The 23,158-nt window shown below is 67.7% G+C and carries 19 protein-coding genes; 7 read left to right on the forward strand and 12 right to left on the reverse strand.

What is annotated here, in order from left to right; all coding sequences use genetic code 11:
* Window positions 1-311: 311 nt before the first annotated feature.
* From cydC to ACWGCN_RS23610, 5 genes are all read right to left on the reverse strand, one after another.
* Complete coding sequence (gene cydC / locus ACWGCN_RS23590) at window positions 312-2,090, reverse strand: thiol reductant ABC exporter subunit CydC (RefSeq protein ID WP_452459654.1); 1,779 nt, start codon at window positions 2,088-2,090, stop codon at window positions 312-314.
* Window positions 2,087-4,141 carry a thiol reductant ABC exporter subunit CydD gene (gene cydD, locus ACWGCN_RS23595; RefSeq protein ID WP_452459655.1) on the reverse strand — a complete coding sequence of 685 codons (2,055 nt, stop codon included), beginning with the start codon at window positions 4,139-4,141 and terminating at the stop codon, window positions 2,087-2,089. Before cydD ends, cydC begins: the two co-directional genes overlap by 4 nt.
* A gap of 3 nt (window positions 4,142-4,144) precedes the next feature.
* Window positions 4,145-5,173, reverse strand: coding sequence for a cytochrome d ubiquinol oxidase subunit II (cydB, locus tag ACWGCN_RS23600; protein WP_449968128.1), 1,029 nt, complete (start codon window positions 5,171-5,173; stop codon window positions 4,145-4,147).
* Between the two features lie 9 nt (window positions 5,174-5,182).
* On the reverse strand, window positions 5,183-6,637 hold the full coding sequence (locus tag ACWGCN_RS23605; RefSeq protein WP_452459656.1) for a cytochrome ubiquinol oxidase subunit I: 1,455 nt from the start codon (window positions 6,635-6,637) through the stop codon (window positions 5,183-5,185).
* 135 nt (window positions 6,638-6,772) lie between these two features.
* Window positions 6,773-7,678: an aminodeoxychorismate lyase gene (locus ACWGCN_RS23610; protein ID WP_378631794.1), complete on the reverse strand. Its 906-nt coding sequence runs from the start codon at window positions 7,676-7,678 to the stop codon at window positions 6,773-6,775.
* A gap of 122 nt (window positions 7,679-7,800) precedes the next feature.
* Here ACWGCN_RS23610 and ygfZ point away from each other — a divergent pair, with 122 nt between their 5' ends.
* From ygfZ to ACWGCN_RS23630, 4 genes are all read left to right on the forward strand, one after another.
* Window positions 7,801-8,904, forward strand: a complete 1,104-nt coding sequence (ygfZ, locus tag ACWGCN_RS23615; protein ID WP_387446338.1) for a CAF17-like 4Fe-4S cluster assembly/insertion protein YgfZ — start codon at window positions 7,801-7,803, stop codon at window positions 8,902-8,904.
* An 11-nt stretch (window positions 8,905-8,915) separates the two neighbouring features.
* The gene (locus ACWGCN_RS23620) at window positions 8,916-9,581 is read left to right on the forward strand and encodes an MOSC domain-containing protein (RefSeq protein ID WP_387446337.1); all 666 of its coding nucleotides are present in this window, start codon (window positions 8,916-8,918) and stop codon (window positions 9,579-9,581) included.
* A 55-nt stretch (window positions 9,582-9,636) separates the two neighbouring features.
* Entirely contained in the window at window positions 9,637-10,587 is a 951-nt protein-coding gene (locus ACWGCN_RS23625; RefSeq protein WP_378990581.1) for an asparaginase, read from the forward strand.
* Between the two features lie 175 nt (window positions 10,588-10,762).
* The gene (locus tag ACWGCN_RS23630; protein WP_067448610.1) at window positions 10,763-10,990 is read left to right on the forward strand and encodes a DUF3073 domain-containing protein; all 228 of its coding nucleotides are present in this window, start codon (window positions 10,763-10,765) and stop codon (window positions 10,988-10,990) included.
* Between the two features lie 290 nt (window positions 10,991-11,280).
* Here the strand turns inward: ACWGCN_RS23630 and purM are convergent, their stop codons facing one another.
* From purM to purF, 6 genes are all read right to left on the reverse strand, one after another.
* Entirely contained in the window at window positions 11,281-12,360 is a 1,080-nt protein-coding gene (gene purM / locus ACWGCN_RS23635; RefSeq protein WP_101464588.1) for a phosphoribosylformylglycinamidine cyclo-ligase, read from the reverse strand.
* Window positions 12,361-12,448: 88 nt separating this feature from the next.
* Entirely contained in the window at window positions 12,449-14,113 is a 1,665-nt protein-coding gene (locus tag ACWGCN_RS23640; RefSeq protein WP_378990583.1) for an ABC transporter ATP-binding protein, read from the reverse strand.
* Complete coding sequence (locus ACWGCN_RS23645) at window positions 14,106-15,056, reverse strand: ABC transporter permease (protein ID WP_378990584.1); 951 nt, start codon at window positions 15,054-15,056, stop codon at window positions 14,106-14,108. Before ACWGCN_RS23645 ends, ACWGCN_RS23640 begins: the two co-directional genes overlap by 8 nt.
* Window positions 15,056-16,096: an ABC transporter permease gene (locus ACWGCN_RS23650; RefSeq protein ID WP_358070928.1), complete on the reverse strand. Its 1,041-nt coding sequence runs from the start codon at window positions 16,094-16,096 to the stop codon at window positions 15,056-15,058. Before ACWGCN_RS23650 ends, ACWGCN_RS23645 begins: the two co-directional genes overlap by 1 nt.
* A gap of 53 nt (window positions 16,097-16,149) precedes the next feature.
* Window positions 16,150-17,757: an ABC transporter substrate-binding protein gene (locus tag ACWGCN_RS23655; protein ID WP_378990585.1), complete on the reverse strand. Its 1,608-nt coding sequence runs from the start codon at window positions 17,755-17,757 to the stop codon at window positions 16,150-16,152.
* Between the two features lie 278 nt (window positions 17,758-18,035).
* A complete protein-coding gene (purF, locus tag ACWGCN_RS23660) occupies window positions 18,036-19,616 on the reverse strand; it encodes an amidophosphoribosyltransferase (protein ID WP_378631779.1) in 1,581 nt (526 codons plus the stop codon).
* A gap of 298 nt (window positions 19,617-19,914) precedes the next feature.
* Between purF and ACWGCN_RS23665 the strand changes: the two genes are divergently transcribed.
* Window positions 19,915-21,180, forward strand: coding sequence for a YhgE/Pip domain-containing protein (locus tag ACWGCN_RS23665; protein ID WP_379311936.1), 1,266 nt, complete (start codon window positions 19,915-19,917; stop codon window positions 21,178-21,180).
* Between the two features lie 19 nt (window positions 21,181-21,199).
* On the opposite strand, the gene ACWGCN_RS23670 is transcribed toward ACWGCN_RS23665, so the two are convergent.
* Window positions 21,200-21,613 carry a sterol carrier family protein gene (locus ACWGCN_RS23670; protein ID WP_387446336.1) on the reverse strand — a complete coding sequence of 138 codons (414 nt, stop codon included), beginning with the start codon at window positions 21,611-21,613 and terminating at the stop codon, window positions 21,200-21,202.
* 91 nt (window positions 21,614-21,704) lie between these two features.
* Here ACWGCN_RS23670 and ACWGCN_RS23675 point away from each other — a divergent pair, with 91 nt between their 5' ends.
* Window positions 21,705-22,205, forward strand: coding sequence for a hypothetical protein (locus ACWGCN_RS23675; RefSeq protein WP_452459572.1), 501 nt, complete (start codon window positions 21,705-21,707; stop codon window positions 22,203-22,205).
* An 82-nt stretch (window positions 22,206-22,287) separates the two neighbouring features.
* Window positions 22,288-23,154, forward strand: a complete 867-nt coding sequence (locus tag ACWGCN_RS23680; RefSeq protein WP_452459571.1) for an alpha/beta fold hydrolase — start codon at window positions 22,288-22,290, stop codon at window positions 23,152-23,154.
* The last annotated feature ends 4 nt before the right edge of the window (window positions 23,155-23,158 follow it).

The raw sequence follows: 23,158 nt of genomic DNA on the forward strand, positions 1-23,158 counted from the left end.
GCCCAGATCTGATCTGGGCGGGCCGTTCTCGTCGGGAAATGGAGCGACCCCCGAGCCGTTCCACCGCGATCTGTGAACGCGATGGTCCCGGTTGGATCTTCCGGGGGCTCGGGGGTCGGGTGACTGCCTGGGATTCGCTCAGCGCACCGCTGGGGAATCTCCCGCAGTGGAGCTGCTAGCGGGCAGCCACCTCACGCATCCGATGAACATACATTCTTCAGACCACCTCCTCTCTTGTGTACTGATGAATCTATCCGCGCTCGGCGCGCTCGGCAATTGATTTAATTGCGGTTCTGACCTGGGTGAATGCGTCAGGTTGCCGAAGATGTCGTGGCGTGATGATGCTCGATGTGGCAAGTGCCGGTCGCATCGACGGTGACGACGGTGCCGGCTCTGTGCCCGCGCGGGAGTTGGTGGGTGACAACGACAACGGTGCGATCCGGAGCTACGAGACCGCTGTCCGCGTCGAGGAGGTCGAGCAGAAGTTGATCGCCTTCGGCGGCGGCCAGGTGTTCGGTCGGCTCGTCGAGGAGCAGGGTGTGCGCGGGGGCGACGAGGGCGCGGGCCAGCAGGATGCGGCGGCGCTGACCACCGGATACGGCGGCCGCGCCCGCGGTGAGCGAGGTGTGCAGACCGTCCGGCAGCGTATCCAGCCACGGCCCGAGACCGACTGTGCGCAGAGCGCTTTCGGCCTCGTCGAGGGTGAGGTCACCGCGCGCGACTCGCAGGTTCTCGAGAATCGAGGTGCCGAACAGATGCGCGTCCTCCGCGAAGAACGTGACACCGTCCCGGGGCGTATCGAACAGGCCCGCCCATGCCATCAGCAACGTCGTCTTCCCCGCCCCACTGGGCCCGACGACAACCACCCGCGACCCTTCGGGCATCGGTGTCCGCCTGGCCGTGGCCCATGGACTCGTCACCGGTCCCCCGGGAACCACCGACCGCGCGCGTTCTCGAACTCCCGCGGAGTCGAGGTCAGCCGGAGCAGGCTCGACCGCCGCCCACTCGCGGCGCTCACTCCCGGCACTGTCGGCACCGGCAGTGCCGCGGGTTCCTGCCGAGATGCCACGGAGGCGGTGCAGAGCCGCACGGGAAGTGGTGAGGGTGGTCGCGGCGGCGGGAAGCATGCCAACGGCTTCGAAGGCCGACAGCGGGACCAGCACCAGAATCGTCAAAGCCATCGGAGTCATGCCGCCGGGCAGTCCGCCGGTCGACCCGTAGGCGGCGATGCCGACCAGCAGCGCACCGAACGCGCTCACCCCGATCGACAGCGGAGTGGCCGCGGCCGCCCACGCGCTGCGCGAGGCAGCCGAATCCTCCGCGCTCACCGCCCGCTGAGAAGCCCTGTCCGCCACGGCGAGTGCCGCATCCAGCCGCCCCACGACGCGCAGCTCGGCGGCGTGATCGAGTACCGTGAGCGCCCCGGCGGCGAACTCGGCCCGATCGGCTCGCACCGCCCGCTCTGCCTCCCGCGCGGCCGCCGCCGACAGCCATGGCGCGAGGATCCCCGAAACCGCCAGCGCGACAGCCAAGATCACCGCGGCCAGGGGCGAAATGATCGCGATCAGCCCCACCGCGGCCAGCGACAACACCGCCGCGACCGCCACGGGCACCAACACCCGGACAACCACCGCCCCGAGATCGTCGATATCAGCGCCGGTCCGGACAAGCACATCCCCGCGCCGCAGCGCACGCCCCGTGCTGCCGACAGGGCCCGCGTGGTCCGCCACACCGGTCGGCGCAACCGACGAGCCGCTCCGGTCTCGCCACCACCGGACATCCGACTGCGCCAGCGTGCGATACACCGACGTGCGAGCTGTCGTCATGGCCCGCAAAGCCACATCGTGGGTGGCCAGTCGCTCCAGGTACCGGCACAACCCCCGCGAGATGCCCAGCGCTCGCACCGCGACCACCGCGACGCTCAGATCCAGCACCGGCGGCATCTGCCAGGCCCGCGCGATCAACCACGCGGCGAGCGCGGCCAACCCGAGCCCACTGCCCAACGCCGCCACGCCCCAGGCGATCGCCACCGTGACCCGCGCGGGCGACAACGCGAGCAGCCGCCACATCGCCCGCAGATCGCCGATCATGAGACCTCCACTCCGTACACGCGACCGGCCGACTTACCGGAGGAGCCCACCGCGCGCTGTGGTTCCGATTCGGCACCAGGCGGGGGTCCGCTCGCTGCCACGGGATCTGAGGCGTCGACCGTGCGGGCAGAAGTCGGTCGGCCGGTGTCGGTGTCGGTGACAGGTGCGGAGTTGCCCGTAGCTTCCGAATCCGGAGCGACCGCTGCAGGCGTGTGCGCCGCGACGACGTCGATCACCACATCGCCCGCTGCCAGCACGGTCGGACGGTGGGCGACGACCACAACGGTCGCACCGGCGGCGGCGTGTTCGCGCAGGGTGGTGAGCACGCGCTGCTCGCTCTCGGGGTCGAGGTGGGCGGTGGGTTCGTCGAGCAGCAGGATCGGGCGGTGCGCGGCGAGGACGCGGGTGAGGGCTAGGCGTTGGCGTTGGCCCAGGGACAGGCCGGTGCCGTTCTGACCGACGACGGTGTTCCAGCCGTCGGGGAGCTCGGCCAGCACGCTCTCGAATCCCGTTGCGGCACTGACGGCTCGAAGATCATCGACGGTCGGGTCCGGGACGGCCCCGAGCAGCTCGACATTCTCGCGCAATGTCCCGGGAACCAGCACCGGCCGCTGCGGCAACCAGGCGATCCGACTCCACCAGCTGTCGAGGTCGAGTTCACGAACATCGGTGCCGTCGACGAAGACGGCGCCTTCGTCGGGTTCGACCAGCCCCAGAATCGCCTGCACCGTAGTCGATTTCCCGCACCCGTTCGGCCCGGTCAGGACGGTCACCAGTCCGGGTTCGAGCACGGCCGTCAATCGATCGGGCGCGGTGCCCGTTCTGGCGGCAACAGACAGCCCACGCAAGGTGATTCGCGCCGGCCCGACACCCACATCAGGCAGTTCGGCCACGGCCGCCGTGCGGCTACCGGAGGCGATGACCTCGCCCCAGGCGGCGCGAGGAGGCGCCGACTCGGCCCGCCGGGCCGGTTCGAGCACCGCGAAAGCCCGGTCAGCGGCTGCCATTCCGTCTTGCGCCGCGTGGAACTTCTCCCCCACCTGCCGCAGCGGCCAGTACACCTCCGGCGCGAGAATCAATGCCACCAGGCCGCTGTACAACGCCATCTCGCCGAACACCAACCGCAGCCCGATCGCGACCGCGATCAACGCGACACTCAGCGTCGCGAGACTTTCCAGCACCATCGAGGAAAGGAACGCGATCCGCAGCGCGCGCATGGTCCGCTGCCGCAGCGAATCGCCGAGGGCCTGCACCTGATCAACCATCGAGGGCCCGTCCGCACCCTCCCGCCCGAGCGCGCGCAAGGTGGGCATGCCCGCGAAAAGGTCGAGGATCTGGTCCGACAACCGCGTGGTCGCGGCGAGCGTCGCCTCGGCTCGCCCCTGGGTGAGCAGCCCGATCAGCACCATGAACACCGGGATCAATGGCACGGTGATCACCGCGATCAACGCCGAGGTCCGGTCGTGCAGGGCGATGACCACCAGCACCACCGGCGGAACGAGACAGGCCAGCAACAGCGCGGGCAGATAGCCGGTGAACCACCCACGCAATCCGCTGAGACCGTTACCGACGACGACCGCGATCTCCGTTCGCCGCACGTCGAGGTCCCGTGGCGGCAGCTCGGCGCCGGCCCGCAGCACCGCCGTCTCGAGCTCCGCGACCACCGCGCTTCCGGCCCGATGAGCCAACCGCGCCTGCCACCAACTCGCCAGCCCCCGCACCGCGACGGCCACCGCAAGGACCACCAATTCCGTAGTCCACGTGCCGAACTCACGCTTGCCCGGATCCGTGATGACCCCGGCGAGTACCCGCCCCAGCACAATGGCGATCACCACGATCGTCGCTGTGATCACCAGCGCCAGCGCGACAGCGATCACCAGATGCGGCCGCGCCGACCGCGCGTACCGCCACAACCGGGGATCCACCGGGCCTCGCCTCGACCGTGTCGGCGTCACCGCGCCCGGCTCGGGTCCCTCCTGCGACAAGCTCTCCGACACCACAGCGTCCGACCTTTCGCGAGCGACGATTTCCCGAGACGGGGCCGACGCCATCTGTCAGCCCTTACCGCTGCGCGGCAGACCCACCGGCGGCGGAATCTGTTCCACCCGAATCCGCTGCCGGAAAACCCAATAGGTCCACCCCTGATACATCAGCACCACCGGCGTAGCGAGCAACGCCGCCCAGCTCATCACCTTCAACGTATACGGCGACGAGGACGCATTGTGGATGGTGAGGTCGTAGAGCGGGCTGATGGTCGACGGCAGCACATTCGGATACATCGACCCGATGATCAGCACCGTCGCCGAGACCACACCGAGCGTCGTGCCGACAAAAGCCCAGCCGTCACGCCCCGCGAAATTCGCCACCGCGGCTAGCGCGAGCCCGAGCACGGCGGTCACCAGCACGATCCAGGTCCACCCGGCGCCGTAGGCGAGCTGCGTCCACAGCCCGAATCCGCCGACCACCACCGCGGTGGGAATCAGCAGCAACCTGGCCATCCGCAAGGCATCGGCGCGAACCTCACCCGCTGTCTTGAGCACCAGGAACACCGCACCGTGCAGCGCGAAGAGAACAGCGGTAGTGAGCCCGCCGAGTAAGGCGTACGGGCTGAGCAGATCCGCGACCGAACCGGCGATCTGCCGGTCCGCGTTCAACGGCACGCCCCGCACCATGTTCGCGAACACCCAGCCCCAGGCCAGTGCGGGAATCCACGACCCGATCCCGATCCCGATATCGCACCAGGCCCGCCATGTCGGATCGTTGATCTTGCCCCGGTATTCGATCGCGCACACCCGCAGAATCAAGGCGACGAGCAGGAGCAGCAGCGCCAGATAGAACCCGGAGAACATGCTGGCGTACCACTCGGGAAACGCCGCGAACAGCGCACCGGCGGCGGTGATCAGCCACACCTCGTTGCCGTCCCAGACCGGGCCGATCGTATTGAGCACGACGCGCCTGCGGGTATCGGACCCCTTGCCGAGAATCGGCATCAGCATGCCGACACCGAAGTCGAATCCCTCGAGCACGAAGTAGCCGGTGAACAGCACACCGATCAGGAGGAACCAGAACTGTTGCAGATCCATCGTCGGCTCCTAGTACGCGAAGGAAAGTTGGGGAGTGTCCGTGCTGTCCGAACTCTCGGCGTGCACGTGGGTGTCCGGCCCGGCGACGACATACCGTCGCATCAGGTAGAACCACACCACCGCGAGCGCACCGTAGAGCAGCGTGAACACCGCCAGCGAGAACATCACGGTCCCGGCCGAGTGTTCGGAGACCGCCTGCTGCACCGTCATTCGAATATTCGGATCGCCGGTCGGATTGGGCACCACCGCCCACGGCTGACGGCCCATCTCGGTGAACACCCAGCCCGCGCTGTTGGCCAGGAACGGTGTGGGGATCGCGAGCAGGCTCAGCCAGGAGAACCATCGCTGATCCGGCACCCGGCCACCGCGCGTCACCCAGAACCCGGCCAACAGCAGCAGCACCGACCCGCCTGCCAGCCCGATCATGGCGCGGAAGGACCAGTAGGTGACGAACAGGTTGGGCCGGTAGTCCCCTGGCCCGTACGCGACGTTGTAGGTCTTCTGCAGATCCACCACACCGTCGAGCGTCACCCCGCTGAATTCGCCCTTGGCGAGATAGGGCAGCACATAGGGCACCTCGAGCACGTGGATCACACCGTCGCAATTGTTGTGCGTGCCCACAGTGAGAACGGAGAAATCGGGGTCGGTCGCCGTGTGGCACAACGATTCCGCCGAAGCCATCTTCATCGGCTGCTGTTCGAACATCAGCTTGCCTTGAATATCGCCGGTGAAGATCGAGGCGACGCCGGAGAGCGCCACCACCACGAGGGCGAATCGCCCTACCGGCCGCCACATCGTCCGCGCCTCTTCGCGTTTCACCGCATCGCCGCTGCGCGCGTTGCGCACCATCCACCAGCCGGCGATACCCGCCACGAAGGTGCCCGCGGTGAGAAACGCGCCCGCGACCACATGCGGGAACGCGGCCAATGTCGTGTTGTTGGTCAGCAGCGCCGCAATGCTTTCCAGCTCAGCGCGTCCGGTCTCGGGGTTGTACCGGGCTCCCACCGGATGCTGCATGAACGAATTGGCGGCGATGATGAAATACGCCGACGCGTTCACCCCGATGGCGACGATCCAGATGGTCGCCAAATGCACCAGCTTGGGCAACCGGGTCCACCCGAAGATCCACAACCCGATGAACGTCGACTCCATGAAGAAGGCGATCAGCGCTTCCAGCGCCAGTGGCGCACCGAAGACGTCGCCGATGAAGCGAGAGTACTCGCTCCAGTTCATCCCGAACTGGAATTCCTGCACGATGCCCGTCGCGACGCCGAGGGCGAAGTTGATCAGGAACAGCTTGCCGAAGAATTTGGTCAGCCGGTACCAGCGTTCGTTGCCGGTGATCACCCACGCGGTCTGCATCATCGCGATCAGCGGCGCGAGTCCGATGGTCAGCGGAACGAACAGAAAGTGGTAGACGGTCGTGATCCCGAACTGCCACCGGGAGACATCAAGGGTGTCCATCCGACCTCCACCGATCTACTACGACGACTTGTAGTAGATCGTACGCCCGGAATCACCCCGTTCGAGCGTGACAACCGCCACGGCCCGCGGAAACCCTTCCCGCAGGGGCACGCCCACCCGTGCCCCACACACGGATCACCAGTCTCCGATGGTCCCCGGCCGGTCGATCCCGAGGTCGACCATGTCGATGATCTCCTGAGCGTTGTCGGGCGCCGACAAGCGAATGCCGTCGAGCTGGTTCACTCGAGCGGCGAGGGTGATGCTCGACAGCAGCCAGATGCTGTCACAGTCGAAAAGGTCCGCGGTGAACAGTGTCTGGTACTTGCACTCCCAGCCGGACTTCTCCGCCACATTGAACAGCGCACGCTGCGTGACGCCGGGCAGGACGCCGCTCTTGGCGGGCACGGTGATCAGCTGCTTGCCGCGAGCGATCACCACCGTCGAGCGCGGGCCCTCGAGGACCTTGTGTTCGGTGCTGTGGAAGATCACGTCCTCGGCGCCCATCCGCCGCGCGAACCGCAGCGCGGCCATGTTGGTCGCGTACGACAGCGTCTTCGCGCCGAGCAGCTGCCACGGCGCCGCCTGCGCGAGGTCGACCGAGATGCCGCGCGCCAGCGACATCACCTTCACGCCCTCGGCGCGCGCCGTCGCGACCCGCGCGGGTACCGGGGAGACGAGCACATACGCGGTGGGTTGCGGATCCTCCGGTGCCAGCTCCGAGCGCGGCGCGTCGAATTCCGAGTCGCGGCCGCGCGTGTAGATCAGCCGCAACATTCCTTCCTCTTCCGAGCCCCATTCCTTCACGGCCAGTTCCACCGCGGTGCGCCACCTCGACAGGCCCGGCTCCGGCAGTTCCAGTGCCTGCGCCGAGCGGCGCAGCCGCGCCAGGTGGAATTCCAGCGCGGTGGCCGTGCCGCCGCGCACCAAAATCGTTTCGAATACGCCATCGCCGCGAAGTGCGCCGATGTCGTCGGCATAGAGCGACGGCACGTTCGCGTCAGCGACCGTCCCGTCGAGTGTCACAAGTACCCGTTCTCCCATGCGCCGAGCGTAGGCGTTATCGCTCTGTTATGCCTATGGCTGCTCCGAATCGAGCTCGCGACGCGCGCCGCGAAGACGACCACGTGCGGCGCGTGTCGGCAGACGCGCCTACAGTGGGTGTCGTGTCACAGGTCGTCTCCCCCAGTCCTGTTCTCCATACTCCGGGTGCCGTCGCGGGTGCACCCGATACCCCGGACGCCGCGGTCGCCTGGCATTACGGTGATCCGTTCGGTGAGCAGAAGGCCGCCGCGGAGCGGGTCGCGGTCGTGGATCGCTCCCATCGCAGCGTCGCCACGATCACCGGCGCCGAGCGCCTGAGCTGGCTGCACACCATCACCAGTCAGCACATCGCCGCGCTACCCGACGGGCACAGCGCCGAGACTCTCGACCTCGATCTCAACGGCCGGGTACTCAATCACTTCGTTCTCACCGACCTCGACGGCACCCTGTGGCTCGATACCGAGGCCGACCGCGGCGCCGAGCTGCTGGCGTTCCTCCAGAAGATGGTCTTCTGGGCCGACGCCAAGCCCGAGGACGCGCCGGATCACGCGGTGCTGAGCCTGCTGGGCCCGCGAGTGGACACGCTGCTCGATGCTCTCGGCATCGCGCAACTGCCAGAGATCTACGGAGCGGTCGCGCTGCCCGGTGGTGGATTCCTGCGGCGGATGCCGAACTCCTTCGATCTGATCGTGCCCCGGGCCGAGCTCTCGGCCTGGTGGACCAAGCTCACCCAAGGCGGTGCCGCACCGGCGGGTATGTGGGCCTACGAGGCACTGCGCGTGGCGTCACTGAGGCCGCGCATCGGCGTGGACACCGACGAACGCACCATCCCGCACGAGGCCCGCTGGATCGGCGGCATCGACGAGCACGGGGCGGTCCACCTCAACAAGGGGTGCTACCGCGGCCAGGAAACCGTGGCCAGGGTCCACAACCTCGGCAAGCCCCCGCGCAATCTGGTGCTGCTGCACCTCGACGGCTCGGCCGACGAGCGCCCGGCCACGGGTGACGACGTGACCGCGGGCGGCCGCACCGTCGGCCGCCTCGGCACCGTCGTCGACCACTACGAACTCGGCCCGATCGCCCTGGCTCTGATCAAGCGTTCGGTCCCCGCGGGCACCGAACTGGTGGTCGGCAGCATGGCCGCGGCCATCGACCCCGACTCGGTCCCCGCCGACGACACCGAGCAGGCGGGGCGCGCCGCCGTCAACCGGTTGCGCGGGCGATGAACCGTCCGGTCATGCGCGTCGGCGATACCGGCCGCGTCGAGGCCGTGTGCGTCGTCCACGCCGAGATCGAGGTGCGCACCCGTGTCGGTCGCACGGCCATCGACAAGCGTCCGGTCGACGGTCGGGTAGCCGTGGCCGCCCTCGGTCTGCACGGTGACCACGTCTGCGACACCGCCCACCACGGCGGCATCGACCAGGCTGTCTACGCCTACGCCGACGAAGACGCCCGCCGCTGGGCGGATGAACTCGACCGCGAACTGCCCGCGGGCTGGTTCGGCGAGAACCTGCGCCTGACCGGCCTGCCGGTCAGCGACGCGGTGCTCGGCGCGCACTGGGCGATCGGCGACACCCTGCTCGAGGTCAGCGCGCCCCGGGTGCCCTGCGCGACCTTCCAGCAGTGGTCGGGCGAGCAGCGGTGGGTGAAACGGTTCGCGCTGCGATCCGATACCGGCGCCTACTTCCGGGTGCTCACCGAGGGCACGATCGGCGCGGGCGACGAAGTCCGCGTCGTCCACGTTCCCGAACACGGCATCACCGTGCGCGATCTGTTCACCGGCGCCGACCCCGTGCGCCTGGAACGACTGCGCGCGGAAGAGGCGACCATCTCCGCCGACGTTCGCATGCAGATCGACCGCCACACCCGAACCCGAACCGTCGCCGTGGAGGTCGAGGCATGAGCGGTCAGCGCGCGGAGGCGGCAGCTCGCGTAACCACATGCCCGAGGGAGACAGCATGAGTGTCGAACTGGTCGAAGTCGTCCGATCCGGCTTCCGTGAGTGCGTGCACCGCGGATCCGTCGTCATCCTCGACGCCTTCGGCACCCCCACCCTCGAACTCGGTGAGATCCACGGCCCGATCTTCCCGCGCTCCACCAACAAGCCGATGCAGGCACTGGCCCTGCTGCGCAACGGTTTCGATCCCGTCGACGACGACGAACTCGCCATCGCCACCGCCTCCCACTTCGGTGAACCCGACCACATCGCCCTCGTCCGCCGCCTGCTCGATCGCTTCGGCTGCACCGCCGGCGACCTCGCCTGCCCACCCGACCTGCCCTTCGAGGAGAAGGCCCGCGCCGCCGCGATCACCGGCGCGGGCCCGAGCCCGCTGTACATGAACTGTTCCGGCAAACACGCCGCGATGTTGGCGACCTGCGCGATCAACGATTGGCCGCGCACCGGATACCTCGAGATCGAGCACCCGTTGCAGCAAGCGGTCCTGGCCACCGTCGCCGACGTCACCGGCGAACCGGAGACCGATCTGGGCATCGACGGCTGCGGCCTGCCGATCGTGCCCGTCTCGCTGATCAACCTCGCGCGCGCCTTCGCCGGCTTCACCACGGCAGAGTCCGGCACCGCGCCGCGCCGGATCGCCGATGCCGTTCGGGCGAATCCACGAGTGATTTCCGGCACGAGCGGCCCGGATCTGCTGGCCATGTCGGCGACCCCTGGACTGTTCTGCAAGATCGGCGCCGACGGCGTGCACGCGGGCGCGCTACCCGACGGAAGGGCCTTCGCGTACAAGATCGAAGACGGTCACGATCGGGCCCGGATGCCTCTGACGCTGGCGATTCTGCGCGAACTCGGCGTCGAGTGGACCGATCAGCACACTCAGCTCGCGGCCACCGCGGTGTTCGGCGGCGACGCCAGAGTCGGTGTGATCCGCGCGATTCCGGGAGTCATCTGAGACCGGGCGGTCTGGGCGAAGAAGGGGCAAACCGGGGCGCTTCGACAGGTCTTCACCCACTCCTGGGAGCGCGACGCTCTGACACACGCTAAAGTGTCTGTCAGGAAGAGTATTAATTCGAACGGGGCCGCCAACAAACCCCAGGCCGCCCCGCAGTGACGCGAGGGGGTCAGCCATGGGCCGTGGCCGGGCTAAGGCAAAGCAGACCAAAGTCGCACGTGAGCTCAAGTACAGCTCCGCGCCGACGGACTTCGCGAGCCTTCAGCGCGAGCTGTCGGATAGCGATGCTTCGCCCTACTCCCAACCCAGGAGTAGTGCAGTGCTGTCCGATGAGCATGATGCGGACGAGTCGCCGTCTCGTTGGAACGACGAGGACGACGGCTACGACAGCTGGCGCCGCTGACCTGACAGCGACGAAGGGGGAGGCCGACCGGCCTCCCCCTTCCAGCCGTTCTCAGGTGAGTGACGACAGGCTCGCAGTAGCAGTTACGGCGAATACCTGAATACGCGGCGAGCGTCCTGTGCGATGCACAGGACGCTCGTCGTGTTCGCCGCCTCGAGGCCCCGACCACCCCGAGCCGACGGTCAAAACCCTCCGGGTATGGGTTAACCACTCAGTGGCCGGAACAAACCCTGAACGCACCGAGAGCCGGGTCGCGACCATCGCGACCCGGCTCTCGTGCGTAGCGGAGATCAGAACCTGGGGTGATCGCCCAGCAGCACCGCACGCGGCGCTTCGACATCGGCGGCCTTCTTGACCTGACCCAGCGTCCAGCAGTCGATGTGGCGGGCCGTGAGCACCGCCAGTGCACGGTCAGCGTCCTCGGGCGCCACGATCGCGACCATGCCGACGCCCATGTTGAACGTCTTCTCCATCTCGATCCGCTCGACGCGGCCGCGCTGAGCGATCATCTTGAACACCGGCGCAGGGTTCCAGGTGCCACGATCCAGCTCGGCCACCAGGCCTGCGGGCAGCACCCGCGCCAGGTTGGCGGCCAGGCCACCACCGGTGACGTGCGAGAAGGTGCGCACGTCGGTTTCGGCGATCAGCGCGAGGCAGTCCTTGGCGTAGATGCGGGTCGGCTCGAGCAGTTCCTCACCGAGGGTGCGGCCGAACTCCTCGACGTACCCGGTGAGCGACATCCGATCGATGTCGAGCAGCACCTTGCGCGCCAGGCTGTAGCCGTTGGAGTGCAGGCCCGAGGAGCCCATCGCGATCACAACGTCGCCGGGACGCACCCGGTCGGGGCCGAGGACCGCGTCGGCCTCGACGACGCCGACGCCGGTGGCGGACAGGTCGTAGTCATCGGGATCCATCAGACCCGGGTGCTCGGCGGTCTCGCCGCCGAGCAGCGCGCAACCGGCCTTGATGCAGCCCTCGGCGATGCCGGAGACCAGCTCGGCGACCTTCTCCGGGATGACCTTGCCGATGGCGATGTAGTCCTGCAGGAACAGCGGCTCGGCGCCACACACCACCAGGTCGTCGACGACCATGGCGACCAGGTCGAGGCCGACGGTGTCGTGCTTGTCGAGGGCCTGGGCGACGGCGATCTTGGTGCCGACACCGTCGGTGGAGGCGGCCAGCAGCGGCTCCCGGTATCCGCCCTTGAGCGCGAACAGCCCGGCGAAGCCACCGATACCGCCCTGCACCTCGGGTCGGCTGGCCTTCCTGGCCAATGGTCCGAACAATTCGACGGCGCGGTCACCGGCTTCGATGCTCACGCCCGCCGCAGCGTAGGAAGCGCCTGCACCGCTGGGTGTCTGTTCAGTCATTGTGGGGGAAAGCTCCAAACCGAATCGGCGGATAGATGCCTAGTAACTCTATGTGATCCGCCAGTCCAGGTGTCGTGCGGCTCCTACCTCATTGTTCCAGTTCGGTGGCGAATGTGGCGGCGATCTCGGCGCGACGCCGCCGCTGTTCGACCGGGTCGGGGACCGGAACGGCGGCAACGAGGCGGCGGGTGTACTCGTGCTGCGGGTTGCGCAGGATCTGTTCGTTGTCGCCTTCCTCGACGCAAGATCCCTCGCGCAGGACCATGATCCGGTCCGCGAGCTGGTCGACGACGGCGAGGTCGTGGCTGATGAACAGACACGCCCAACCGCAACCACGCTGCAACTCGGCGAACAGCTCGAGTACCGCCGCTTGCACCGACACATCGAGCGCGCTGGTGGGCTCGTCGGCCACGAGCAGATCGGGGTCGAGCACGAGCGCGCGCGCCAGACTCGCCCGCTGACGCTGCCCGCCGGACAGTTCGTGCGGGTACCGGTTCTCGGTGCCCGCGGGCAGCTGCACGTCGTCGAGCATGTGCCTGACCCGCGCGCGGATGCTCGCCTTGTCACCGATGCCGTGCACGACCAGGGGCTCGGCGACGCATTCGCCGACGGTCAGGCGGGGGTTGAGGGATCCGGCCGGGTCCTGGAACACGAACCCGAACCGCCGCCGGATCGGCCGCAGCTTGCGCTGGGACAGATCCGCGATGTCCTGCCCGCGAATCAGCACGTGCCCCTCGCTCGGCCGTTGCAACGCGGCCACGCAGCGCCCGATGGTCGACTTGCCCGACCCCGACTCGCCGACCAGCCCCAGGGTCTCCCCCGGCCTGATCTGCAAGCTGACGCCGTCGACGGCCCGGAAGGCGGGCCGGCCGAACGGCCCGGGGAACGTGACGACCAGATCCTTCACATCGAGCACGGGCTCGACGGTCCGGTCGATCACGGGCCGCTCGATGGTCGCCGCACCGAGATGCGGAACGGCATCGAGCAGTGCCTTGGTGTAGTCGGCCTTCGGGCTGGCGAACAGCTCGTGCACCGGCGCCTGCTCGACCACCTCGCCCGCGCGCATCACCACCACCCGATCCGCGAGGTCGGCCACCACACCCATGTTGTGGGTGATCAGCACGATCGCACTGCCGAGCCGATCGCGCAGATCGCGCAGCAGTTCCAGGATCTCGGCCTGCACGGTGACATCGAGCGCGGTGGTCGGCTCGTCGGCGATGATCACCTTCGGCTCACACGAGATGGCGATCGCGATCATCACGCGCTGTTTCTGCCCGCCGGAGAGCTGGTGCGGGTAGTAGTCGACGCGATGCTCGGGATCGGGCAGACCGACCAGGCGCAACAGGTCGATCGCCTTGGCCTTGGCGGCTTTTCGGCCCATCCCGCTGTGCGCGCGCAGCGCTTCACAGATCTGGAAGCCGACGGTGAACAGCGGGTCCAGCGCACGCGCCGGTTCCTGGAACACCATCGACACCTCGCCGCCGCGCAGTGCGGTGAGCTGACGTTCGGTCATCGAGGTGACCGGCCGGTCGCCGATGGTCACCAACCCGCGCACCGACGCCGAATGCGGCAGCAGTCCGATGGCGGTGCGCGAACTCACCGATTTGCCCGACCCGGACTCGCCGACGATGGCGAGCACCTCACCGGGGAACACCTCGTAGGACACGTTGCGTACCGCGTTCACGGGCCCGCTGTCGGTCGAGAAAGTGACCGACAACCCCGAAACAGCCAGTGCGGCGGTCTTTTCACTCATCGACTGTTTCCTTGTCTGCCGAGGTGACCGCACGCCGGGTGCGCAGCAGCGGGTTCAGCGTTTCGTCGAGGCTCTCGCCGACCAGCGTCATCCCGAGCACCACCAGCACGATCGCGGTGCCGGGGAAGATCGAGGTCCACCAGATGCCGTTGGAGACATCGTTGAGCGCCTTGTTCAGGTCGTAGCCCCACTCGGCGGCCTGGGTGGGTTCGATGCCGAACCCGAGGAAGCCGAGCGCGGCGAGGGTGAGGATGGCGTCGGCGGCATTGATCGTGACGATCACCGGCAGCGAGCCGGTGACGTTGGACAGGATGTGGCGGAACATGATTCGCGTCGTCGACGCCCCGGTCACCCGGGCGGCGTCCACGTACGGCTCGGTCTTCACCGCGACCGTCGCGTTGCGCACCACCCGGAAGTACTGCGGCACATAGACAACCGTGATCGCGATGGCCGCCGACAGCATGCCGCCGAGACTGCTCGACGTGCCGCCCGCGACGACGATCGACACCACGATCGCCAGCAGCAGCGACGGGAACGCGTAGATGGCGTCCATGATCAGCACCAGCGTCTTGTCCACCCAGCGCCCCACGAACCCCGACAGCAGCCCCAGCGGCACGCCGATCAGCAGCGACAGCGTCACCGAGATCGCGATCACCAGCAGCGCGGTGCGCGCGCCGAACAGCACCCGCGAGAGCACGTCCTCGCTGCGCACCGAGGTACCGAACCAGTGCTCGGCCGACGGACCCTGCTGCGGCACGAAAGCCACTCCGTCAGCGGAATTCTGGGCCAGCCCGTAGGGCGCGAGCAACGGCGCGAACGCCGCCACGAACACGAACACACCGACCAGCACCAAGCCGGTGATGAGGGTGACCCGTTGCAGCCCCGAGGTTTTAGACAACAGTTCGGCGCCGGGCAGACGCCGGCGTTTCACAGCGGTAGTCATCAGAACCTCACCCTCGGGTCGATCAGCGCGACGATGGCGTCGACGACGAAGCTCATCACCGCGACGACCAGCGCGATGAACGCCACGATGCCCTGCACCGCGATGAAGTCGCGCGCCCGCAGATACTCGGCGAGCTGATAGCCCAGGCCTTTCCATTCGAACGTGGTCTCGGTGAGCACCGCGCCGCCGAGCATCATCGCGATGCACATGCCCATCACCGTGATGATCGGGATCAGCGCGTTGCGCACCGCGTGCCTGCCGGTGACCACCCGCGTGGACAATCCGCGCGCCCGCGCCGCCTCGACGAAATCGCTGCGCAGCGTCTGGATCAGGTTCACCCGCACCAGCCGCAGGAAGATGCCGCCGGTGAGCAGCCCCAGGGCCACCGCGGGCAGCACCGCGTGTTCGAGCACGTCGAGCACATAGGACGGTTCGCCGTAGAGGATCGAATCGATGATCAGGATGTTCGTCTTCGGCGAGACATGTTGCAGCGCGAGCTCTACGTCGGTGCTGGCGCGCCCGCCGACCGGGAACCAGCCCAGCCACACCGAGAAGATCAGCTTGAGCAGCATGCCCACGAAGAACACCGGTGCCGCGTAGGCCAGCACCGCGGAGAACCGCAGGAACGCGTCCGAGGGCGTATCCCGGTGTGTCGCGGCGTATCTGCCCAGCGGAACACCGACCGCGAACGCCACGAGCAGACCCCAGAAGACGAGTTCGAAGGTGGCGGCACCGTAGGTGATCACCACATCGCTGATCGCCTGGTTGTCCTGGGTCCGTCCGAAGTCACCGTGCAGGAAGCCGGTGATGTACTCCCAATACTGCGTCAGGATAGGGCGATTGAGCCCTGCGGCTTCCTTGCGGTCCTCGATCTGGTCCTGGGTCAGCCGGCCACCCATGGCCGCGCTGATCGGGTCACCGATCACCCGCATCAGGAAGAACACCACTGTCACCAGCAACCACGCGGTCGGCAGAATCAGCAACAGCCGAATCAGCAGGTACCGCAGCAAAGCCACCTGGCGGGAACCCCCGCCGCGCATCCACCCGAAACGCCGCGCCCGGATCGGTGATCCGGGCGCAGCAGCAACGTCACTCACTTGCTCAGAACCGTGAACCGGAACTTGAAGGAGCCGTCGAGGGTCTGATCGACACCGTCGACGCCCGGCTTCGACACCGCGACCTGCTTACCCGAGAGCAGCGGCAGGGTCGGCAGGAAGTTCTGCGCCAGATCGGTCTGGATCTTCTTCAGCAACTCGGCCCGCTTGGTGGGGTCACCCTCGGTGGTCTCGGCGGTGAGCTGGGCATTGATGCCGGGGTTCTCGAAGTGCGACTGCAGGAAGTTGTTCGGGCCGAAGAACGGCGTCAGGTAGTTGTCGGCGTCCGGGAAGTCCGGGAACCAGCCGAACTGGTACATCGGGTAACCGTCGGAGGCGCGCTCCTTCTGGTAGGTCACCCACTCGGTGGACTGCAGGTTCACCTTGAACAGACCCGAGGCCTCCAGCTGCGACTTGACCGCCGCGTACTCCTCCGAGGAGCTCGACCCGTAGTGATCGGGGTTGTACTGCAGGTTCAGCGTCACCGGGGTGGTCACGCCCGCGTCGGCGAGGAACTTCGCGGCCGCGGCCTTGTCCGGCTTGGCGCCGTAGAGGTCCTTGAGCGGCTCGGCCGCACCCGCCATGCCGGCGGGCACGTAGCCGAAGGCGGGTTGATAGGTGCCCTTGTAGACGCCGTTGGCCAGTGCCTCGCGGTCGACGGAGGACGCGAAGGCCTTGCGTACGGCCAGCTTCTGCTCCGGGGTGTTGCCCGGCATGGTGTTCATGTTGAACACCACGTAGCGCAACTCGCCGCCGGGGCCGTCGGTGACCTTCACCTTGGAATCGGCCCGCAGGGAGTCGATGTCGGTGGGGGTGAACGAGCGGTAGCCGACGTCGATGGCGCCGTTCTGCAGGTCCAGCTTCAGGTTGTCGGAGGTGGCGTAGTACTTGGTCGACACCGTCTTGGTCTTCGGCGTGCCGAGGATGCCCTGGTAATCGGGGTTGGCCTGGTACTCGACGAGCTTGTTCTTGTCGTAGCTCGAGATCGTGTACGGGCCGGAGTAGCCCTTGGCCTTGACGACCTCGTCGTCGGTGGCCACCTTGTCGGCCGGGAACACCGCCTCGTCGACGATGGGGCCCGCCTGGGTCGGCAGGATGGTCGGGAAGGTCTGATCGTTGGCGACCTTCAGCGTGAACGCGACGGTGAGATCGTCGACCACATCGGTCTTCTCGAGATTGCCGAGCAGCGACGCGGGACCGTGCGGATCGTTGATCTTCACCATCCGGTCGAAGGAGAACTTCACGCTCTTCGCGGTCAGCGGGTTACCGCTGGCGAATTTCAGCCCGGACTTGATCTTGCAGGTGTACACAGTGGGAGTGGTGAATTCGCACTTTTCCGCCGCGTCGGGCTTGGGCGTGGTATCGCCCGGTGCGAAGTTCAGCAGATACGAATAGATCTGGTTCTCCACCAGCAACGAACCGTTGTCGTACGCCGCGGCCGGGTCGAGCGAGAAGATCTTGTCGGTGGTACCGACGACCAGGCCCGCACCGGAGCCCGCCTCATCGGTGCGGCCGGAGCCACAACCGGCCAGCGCGGCGGCGACAGCGGCGGTAATACCCACTGCGGCAATTTGTTTCGCGCGCGTACTTCGTGCCTTGTTCAACATCAGGTCCCATTCTCGAACGCCGCGCAGCCGTCGCACCCGGATCACAGGGGCGACGACTACATGGTGAGCTAGCGATATATCGAGGGACCGTACAGGTGAACCATTACCGCCCAGTTTCAAATGGTCCGAATTATTGCCGCCATGTTATGAACTAATCTTACGAAATTGCCGGTTACCGGAATTACTCTCGTACACAACACAAAAGGGGCCGATCAGGTTTATCCTGTCCGGCCCCTCTGGTGCGGCGTAGTGCGACGTGTCTTTACCGCCGACACGTGTTATGGACGGCTCAGTGCGTCCACGTTGGCGTTCTCACCGAGCAGCTTCGACTCGGCCTTGCCCGAGAGCATCCCCTCGAGCACGTTCTTGCCGATGGCGGCCTCCGGCGGCAGTTCGATCGGGTAGTCGCCGGTGAAGCAAGCGGTGCACAGGCGCGAGCGCGGCTGCTCGGTGGCGGCGATCATGCCCTCGGTGGAGACGTAGCCGAGAGTGTCGGCGCCGATGGAGCGACGCACGTTCTCGACCATGTCGGCGTAGCTGTCGTCGGCGCCGGTGCCGTTGGCGATCAGCTCCGCGCGCGAGGCGAAGTCGATGCCGTAGAAGCAGGGCCACTTCACCGGCGGCGACGCGATGCGCACGTGGATCTCGAGCGCACCGGCCTCGCGCAGCATGCGGATCAGCGCGCGCTGGGTGTTGCCGCGCACGATGGAGTCGTCGACGACGATCAGTCGCTTGCCCCGGATCACTTCGCGCAGCGGGTTGAGCTTGAGGCGGATGCCGAGCTGACGGATCGTCTGGCTGGGCTGGATGAAGGTACGGCCCACATAGGCGTTCTTCATCAGGCCCTGGCCGTACGGAATGCCGGAGCCCTGGGCGTAACCCACCGCGGCGGGCGTGCCCGACTCGGGCACCGGGATCACCAGGTCGGCCTCGACCGGATGCTCCTTGGCCAGCTTGCGGCCGATCTCCACGCGGGTGGAGTGCACCGAGCGCCCGGCGATCGTGGTGTCGGGGCGCGCCAGGTACACGTACTCGAAGACGCAACCCTTGGGCTCGGGATTGGCGAAGCGCATGGAGCGCACGCCCTCGGAGTCGATGGCCAGCAGCTCGCCCGGCTCGATCTCACGGACGAACGCGGCACCGACGATGTCGAGCGCGGCGGTCTCGGACGCGACGACCCAGCCACGGTCGAGCCTGCCCAGCACCAGCGGGCGCACGCCGTGCGGGTCACGCGCGGCGTAGAGGGTGTGCTCGTCCATGAAGGTGAGGCAGAACGCGCCGCGCAGCTGCGGCAGCAGCTCCATCGCGGCGGCCTCGATGCTGGAGTCCGCCGAGGCGTGCGCCAGCAGCGCGGTGACGATGTCGGAGTCGGAGGTGGCGCCGGTCATCTGCGGGCGGCCATCGATCACACCGGCGCCGATCAGGCCGAGTTCGCGTGCGCGACCGGCCAATTCGGCGGTGTTCACCAGGTTGCCGTTGTGACCCAGCGCCAGGCCGGAGCCGACGGAGGTGGTGCGGAAGATCGGCTGCGCGTTCTCCCAGGTGACGCCACCGGTGGTGGAGTAGCGACAGTGCCCGACGGCGATATGCCCCGGCATTGCCGCGAGCGTCTGCTCGTCGAAGACCTGGGAGACCAGGCCGAGATCCTTGAAGACCAGGATCTGGGAGCCGTCGGAAACGGCGATTCCGGCCGCCTCCTGCCCGCGATGCTGCAGGGCGTACAGGCCGTAGTAGGTGAGCTTCGCCACGTCTTCGTCGGGAGCCCAGACGCCGAAGACGCCACACTCCTCGCGAGGGTCGTGTTCGATCTCGTCGGGGGTATTGGGCGTGGGGACGATCGTGGGATCGACGTCGGTCACCGTTTGCTCCCTGTTCGGGCGGGCTGGGGGCACTAGTCAGTCTACGGGTCATCCGCAGCGGGTAGTACGCGCGCTCGCATCCCGGCAGCAATCCACTGGTCACGAACCCGCCGATCGGCCACACAGAGCTGTTACGGTGCGCATCGTGACGACGGACGACAGTGCACACGTTGCAGCCGGTGGAACCGGGTCGCATAGCGACAACACCGGTGCGGAGCCGATTGATTCCGACCAGAAACCCCTCGGCGAAGCGACGTTCGCCACACCGAACTTGAACCGGCGCCACTGGGCTCGCATCGTGCTCGCGCCGACCGCGGTGTTGACCGTGCTCACCGCACTGCTCGGCTTCATGTACCTCGGCTATATCGCCGACCCGGAGAAGAATCTGCACGACTTCCCGATCGCGCTCGTCGATTCCGACGTCGGCGATGTCATGGGCTCGGGCGATCAGCGCAAGCAGGTCGATTTCGGCAAGCAGATCGCGGATGCGCTCGTCGCGGGCGTGCCCGCCGATCAGATCGACTTGCGCGTCGTCGGAAAATCGGAGGCCGAGCAGTTGCTGCGCACCGGACAGGTGTACGGCGCGATCATCATCCCCGGCGATTTCAGCAAACGCCTGGGCATTCTCGGCACGGGCAGCATCGTGCCCGGCGAGATGGAACGGCCGATCATCACCCTGCAGACCAACCCGCGCATGGGCGCCTACGGCGTCGGGATCGTGCAGCGCATCGGCGACCGGGCGCTGTCGGAGGTCGACAAGCAGGTCGGGCTCCAACTGACCGAGCAGGTACGGGCGACCCTGGCCGAAACACCGGCGGGTGCACCGCCGCCGCAGGTGTCCGGCGCGGCCATGATCACCCTCGAGAGCCCGATCGATGTGGTCGCGCAGGAATTCCGTCCGCTGCCGAGCGGCACCGGGATCGGCCTGACGGCATTCTTCTTCTCCCTGCTCCTGCTGCTGGCCGGGATGGTCGGGGCGATGGTGATCCACACGATGGTCGATTCCCAGCTCGGCTTCATGCCCACCGAATACGGCCCCTGGTCCGTGCACTATCCGCCGACCCCGATCTCGCGCTTTCACACCCTGCTCATCAAGTGGGGGGTTTCGGCGCTGGTCGCGGTGATCGTTTCGCTGGTGTTCCTGCTGGTGGCGAAGGTGGTGGGCATGCCGGTCGACAATCCGCTCGCCCTGTTCCTGTTCTCGGTGCTCGCCATGATCGCGGTCGGCTGGACCGCGCTGATGACGCTGGCCGCCCTGGGCACCGCGGGTCTGCTGGTGAACCTGACCCTGTTCGTCATCCTCGGTCTGCCGTCTTCCGGCGGTACCGTCCCGATCGAGGCGACGCCGACCTACCTCGCGTGGCTCGCCGAATTCGAGCCGATGCACCAGGTGTTCCTCGGTGTCCGCTCGATCCTGTACTTCGACGCCAGCTATGCGGCGGGTCTCGACCGCGGCATCTGGATGTCGCTGCTCGGCATCGCGATCGCCGTCGTCCTCGGCACGATCATCACCCGCTACTACGACTACAAGGGCCTGCACCGCAAGCACACCGCGGCCGCGTGAGCCGGCGACCCGGTTGCCGCTATTCGGCAGCCGGGTCGTCCCGCGCGGGCAACGGCACGATCGGCAGCCACCCCGCGATCTCCCCCGCCCTTGTCCCCGAGGCGCTCACCACCCCCGCCCGCACCGCGTCGTCGAATCCGAGCAGCCCGGTAGCCAGCAACAACCAGGTCCGCGCATCCGTCTCCACCACATTCGGCGGATTCCCCCGGGTATGCCGAGGCCCCTCGATGCATTGCACGGCCACGAACGGCGGCACCCGCACCTCCACCGAATGCCCCGGCGCACTCCCCGCCAGGGCCCGCGCCGTCCCCTTCACCGCGGCCCCCAACTCCCCCCGCCCCGGCACCGGCAACGCCGGATCCCGCAACCACTCCCCCACACCCAGCACAGCCGCCCGCACCTGCGCGGGGTCGACCACATTCCGTCCAGCCATACCGCGAGACGCTACCGACGTTCACCGACATTCCGGTCACCCGAGCCGACTCCGTGACCCGAACGTCGAACACCCGCTAGCGTGACTCCCGATGAGACGCGCGACTGCCTTGATCTCGATCCCCGCGGCGGCGCTGATCGCCGCCTGCCAGACACCCGACGACACCACCCCGCCCGAGCCCCCGCAGACCGTGCTGGCGTGCCAGGGCAAATATGTGACCGGTCCACAAACGATCGCCGGATTCGACCTCTCGAAATTCATGCAGCGCACCCGCCTGCCACCGGATGTCCGCATAGCCGCGGGAAGATCGGCCGTGTCGCCCGAGCGACCGGGCTCGGTCGATTTGTACCTCGACCTCTGCCTGCCGGGCACCGCGACGATGAACGACCTCCTCCCGGTCGCCACCGACCTGGCTCACGAGCTCAAGGCCGACGAACTCGGCTCCCGCACAGACACATTGACCATCGCCTGCGTGTGCGCCCACCTCCCTGGCCGGACCGAAGTGCGCGACGAGGACTTCCCCGAGCACCCGTGGAACGGCACACCGTCCCGCGACGCCGAGTACCTGACCTGGACCAGGTCCGACAGCTGAGACAGAGGCTCATGGCAGCGCCCCGACGGCCGATCGAACGCCCGACGGCGCCGATCGGCGGGGCTCGTCGTACATTCGTCCTATGAGTGTCACCGATCCCCTCGAGCCGACAACGCTGCGATTGCGCGCTGCCGACGGGCTCACCCTGGTCGCGGACAGCTTCGGCGCGGAAGGCGGCCCGTTGGTCGTGATGCTGCACGGCGGCGGACAGAACCGGCATTCGTGGAAGCGGACGGGACGGGCGCTGGCCGCGGCGGGAATGCGGGTTGTCGCCGTCGACGCGCGCGGACACGGGGACAGCGATTGGTCACCGGAGGCGGACTACTCCAGGACCGTGATGGTGGCCGATTTGCACACCGTGCTCGAACAGCTCGGTGCGACGCGGGACGCGGGCGCGGTGGTGGTCGGGGCCAGCATGGGCGGGATCACCGGACTGCTCGCCACCGCGACGCCGGGTGGCAGCGCGATCCGCGCACTCGTGCTGGTCGACATCGTGCCCCGCTCGGAGTCCACGGGCGTGGCGCGCGTGATGGACTTCCTCGGCAGGCACCGCGACGGTTTCGACACCCTCGACCAGGTGGCCGACGCGGTCGCCGCCTACCTGCCGCACCGCCCGCGTCCCGACAACGCCGACGGTCTCCTGCGCAACCTGCGTCAGCGGGAGGGCCGCTGGTACTGGCACTGGGACCCGGATCTGATCAGCGACGTCAACGACGACCCGGAAGCCCGCATCGTCGAGATGGAAGCCGCCGCCGAGGCGCTCACCATCCCGGTCCTGCTGATCCGCGGCGGCAAGTCCGACGTGGTCAGCGACGAGGGCGCCGCGGCATTCCTGGCGCTCACACCGCACGCCCGCCTGGCCGAGATCAGCGCCGCGGCCCACACCGCCGCGGGCGACGACAACGACGCCTTCACCGAGGCCGTCGCCGATTTCGTCGCGACTGCCTGAGCGG

The organism is Nocardia sp. NPDC055050 (genome assembly GCF_053608345.1).

Excerpts from the sequence above, each read along its gene's own strand:
- cydC (WP_452459654.1), bottom strand. The coding sequence starts at position 2,090 with ATGATCGGCGATCTGCGGGCGATGTGGCGGCTGCTCGCGTTGTCGCCC.
- cydD (WP_452459655.1), bottom strand. The coding sequence starts at position 4,141 with ATGGCGTCGGCCCCGTCTCGGGAAATCGTCGCTCGCGAAAGGTCGGAC.
- cydB (WP_449968128.1), bottom strand. The coding sequence starts at position 5,173 with ATGGATCTGCAACAGTTCTGGTTCCTCCTGATCGGTGTGCTGTTCACC.
- ACWGCN_RS23605 (WP_452459656.1), bottom strand. The coding sequence starts at position 6,637 with ATGGACACCCTTGATGTCTCCCGGTGGCAGTTCGGGATCACGACCGTC.
- ACWGCN_RS23610 (WP_378631794.1), bottom strand. The coding sequence starts at position 7,678 with ATGGGAGAACGGGTACTTGTGACACTCGACGGGACGGTCGCTGACGCG.
- ACWGCN_RS23620 (WP_387446337.1), top strand. The coding sequence starts at position 8,916 with ATGCGCGTCGGCGATACCGGCCGCGTCGAGGCCGTGTGCGTCGTCCAC.
- ACWGCN_RS23625 (WP_378990581.1), top strand. The coding sequence starts at position 9,637 with ATGAGTGTCGAACTGGTCGAAGTCGTCCGATCCGGCTTCCGTGAGTGC.
- ACWGCN_RS23630 (WP_067448610.1), top strand. The coding sequence starts at position 10,763 with ATGGGCCGTGGCCGGGCTAAGGCAAAGCAGACCAAAGTCGCACGTGAG.
- purM (WP_101464588.1), bottom strand. The coding sequence starts at position 12,360 with ATGACTGAACAGACACCCAGCGGTGCAGGCGCTTCCTACGCTGCGGCG.
- ACWGCN_RS23640 (WP_378990583.1), bottom strand. The coding sequence starts at position 14,113 with ATGAGTGAAAAGACCGCCGCACTGGCTGTTTCGGGGTTGTCGGTCACT.
- ACWGCN_RS23645 (WP_378990584.1), bottom strand. The coding sequence starts at position 15,056 with ATGACTACCGCTGTGAAACGCCGGCGTCTGCCCGGCGCCGAACTGTTG.
- ACWGCN_RS23650 (WP_358070928.1), bottom strand. The coding sequence starts at position 16,096 with ATGCGCGGCGGGGGTTCCCGCCAGGTGGCTTTGCTGCGGTACCTGCTG.
- ACWGCN_RS23655 (WP_378990585.1), bottom strand. The coding sequence starts at position 17,757 with ATGTTGAACAAGGCACGAAGTACGCGCGCGAAACAAATTGCCGCAGTG.
- ACWGCN_RS23670 (WP_387446336.1), bottom strand. The coding sequence starts at position 21,613 with ATGGCTGGACGGAATGTGGTCGACCCCGCGCAGGTGCGGGCGGCTGTG.
- ACWGCN_RS23675 (WP_452459572.1), top strand. The coding sequence starts at position 21,705 with ATGAGACGCGCGACTGCCTTGATCTCGATCCCCGCGGCGGCGCTGATC.
- ACWGCN_RS23680 (WP_452459571.1), top strand. The coding sequence starts at position 22,288 with ATGAGTGTCACCGATCCCCTCGAGCCGACAACGCTGCGATTGCGCGCT.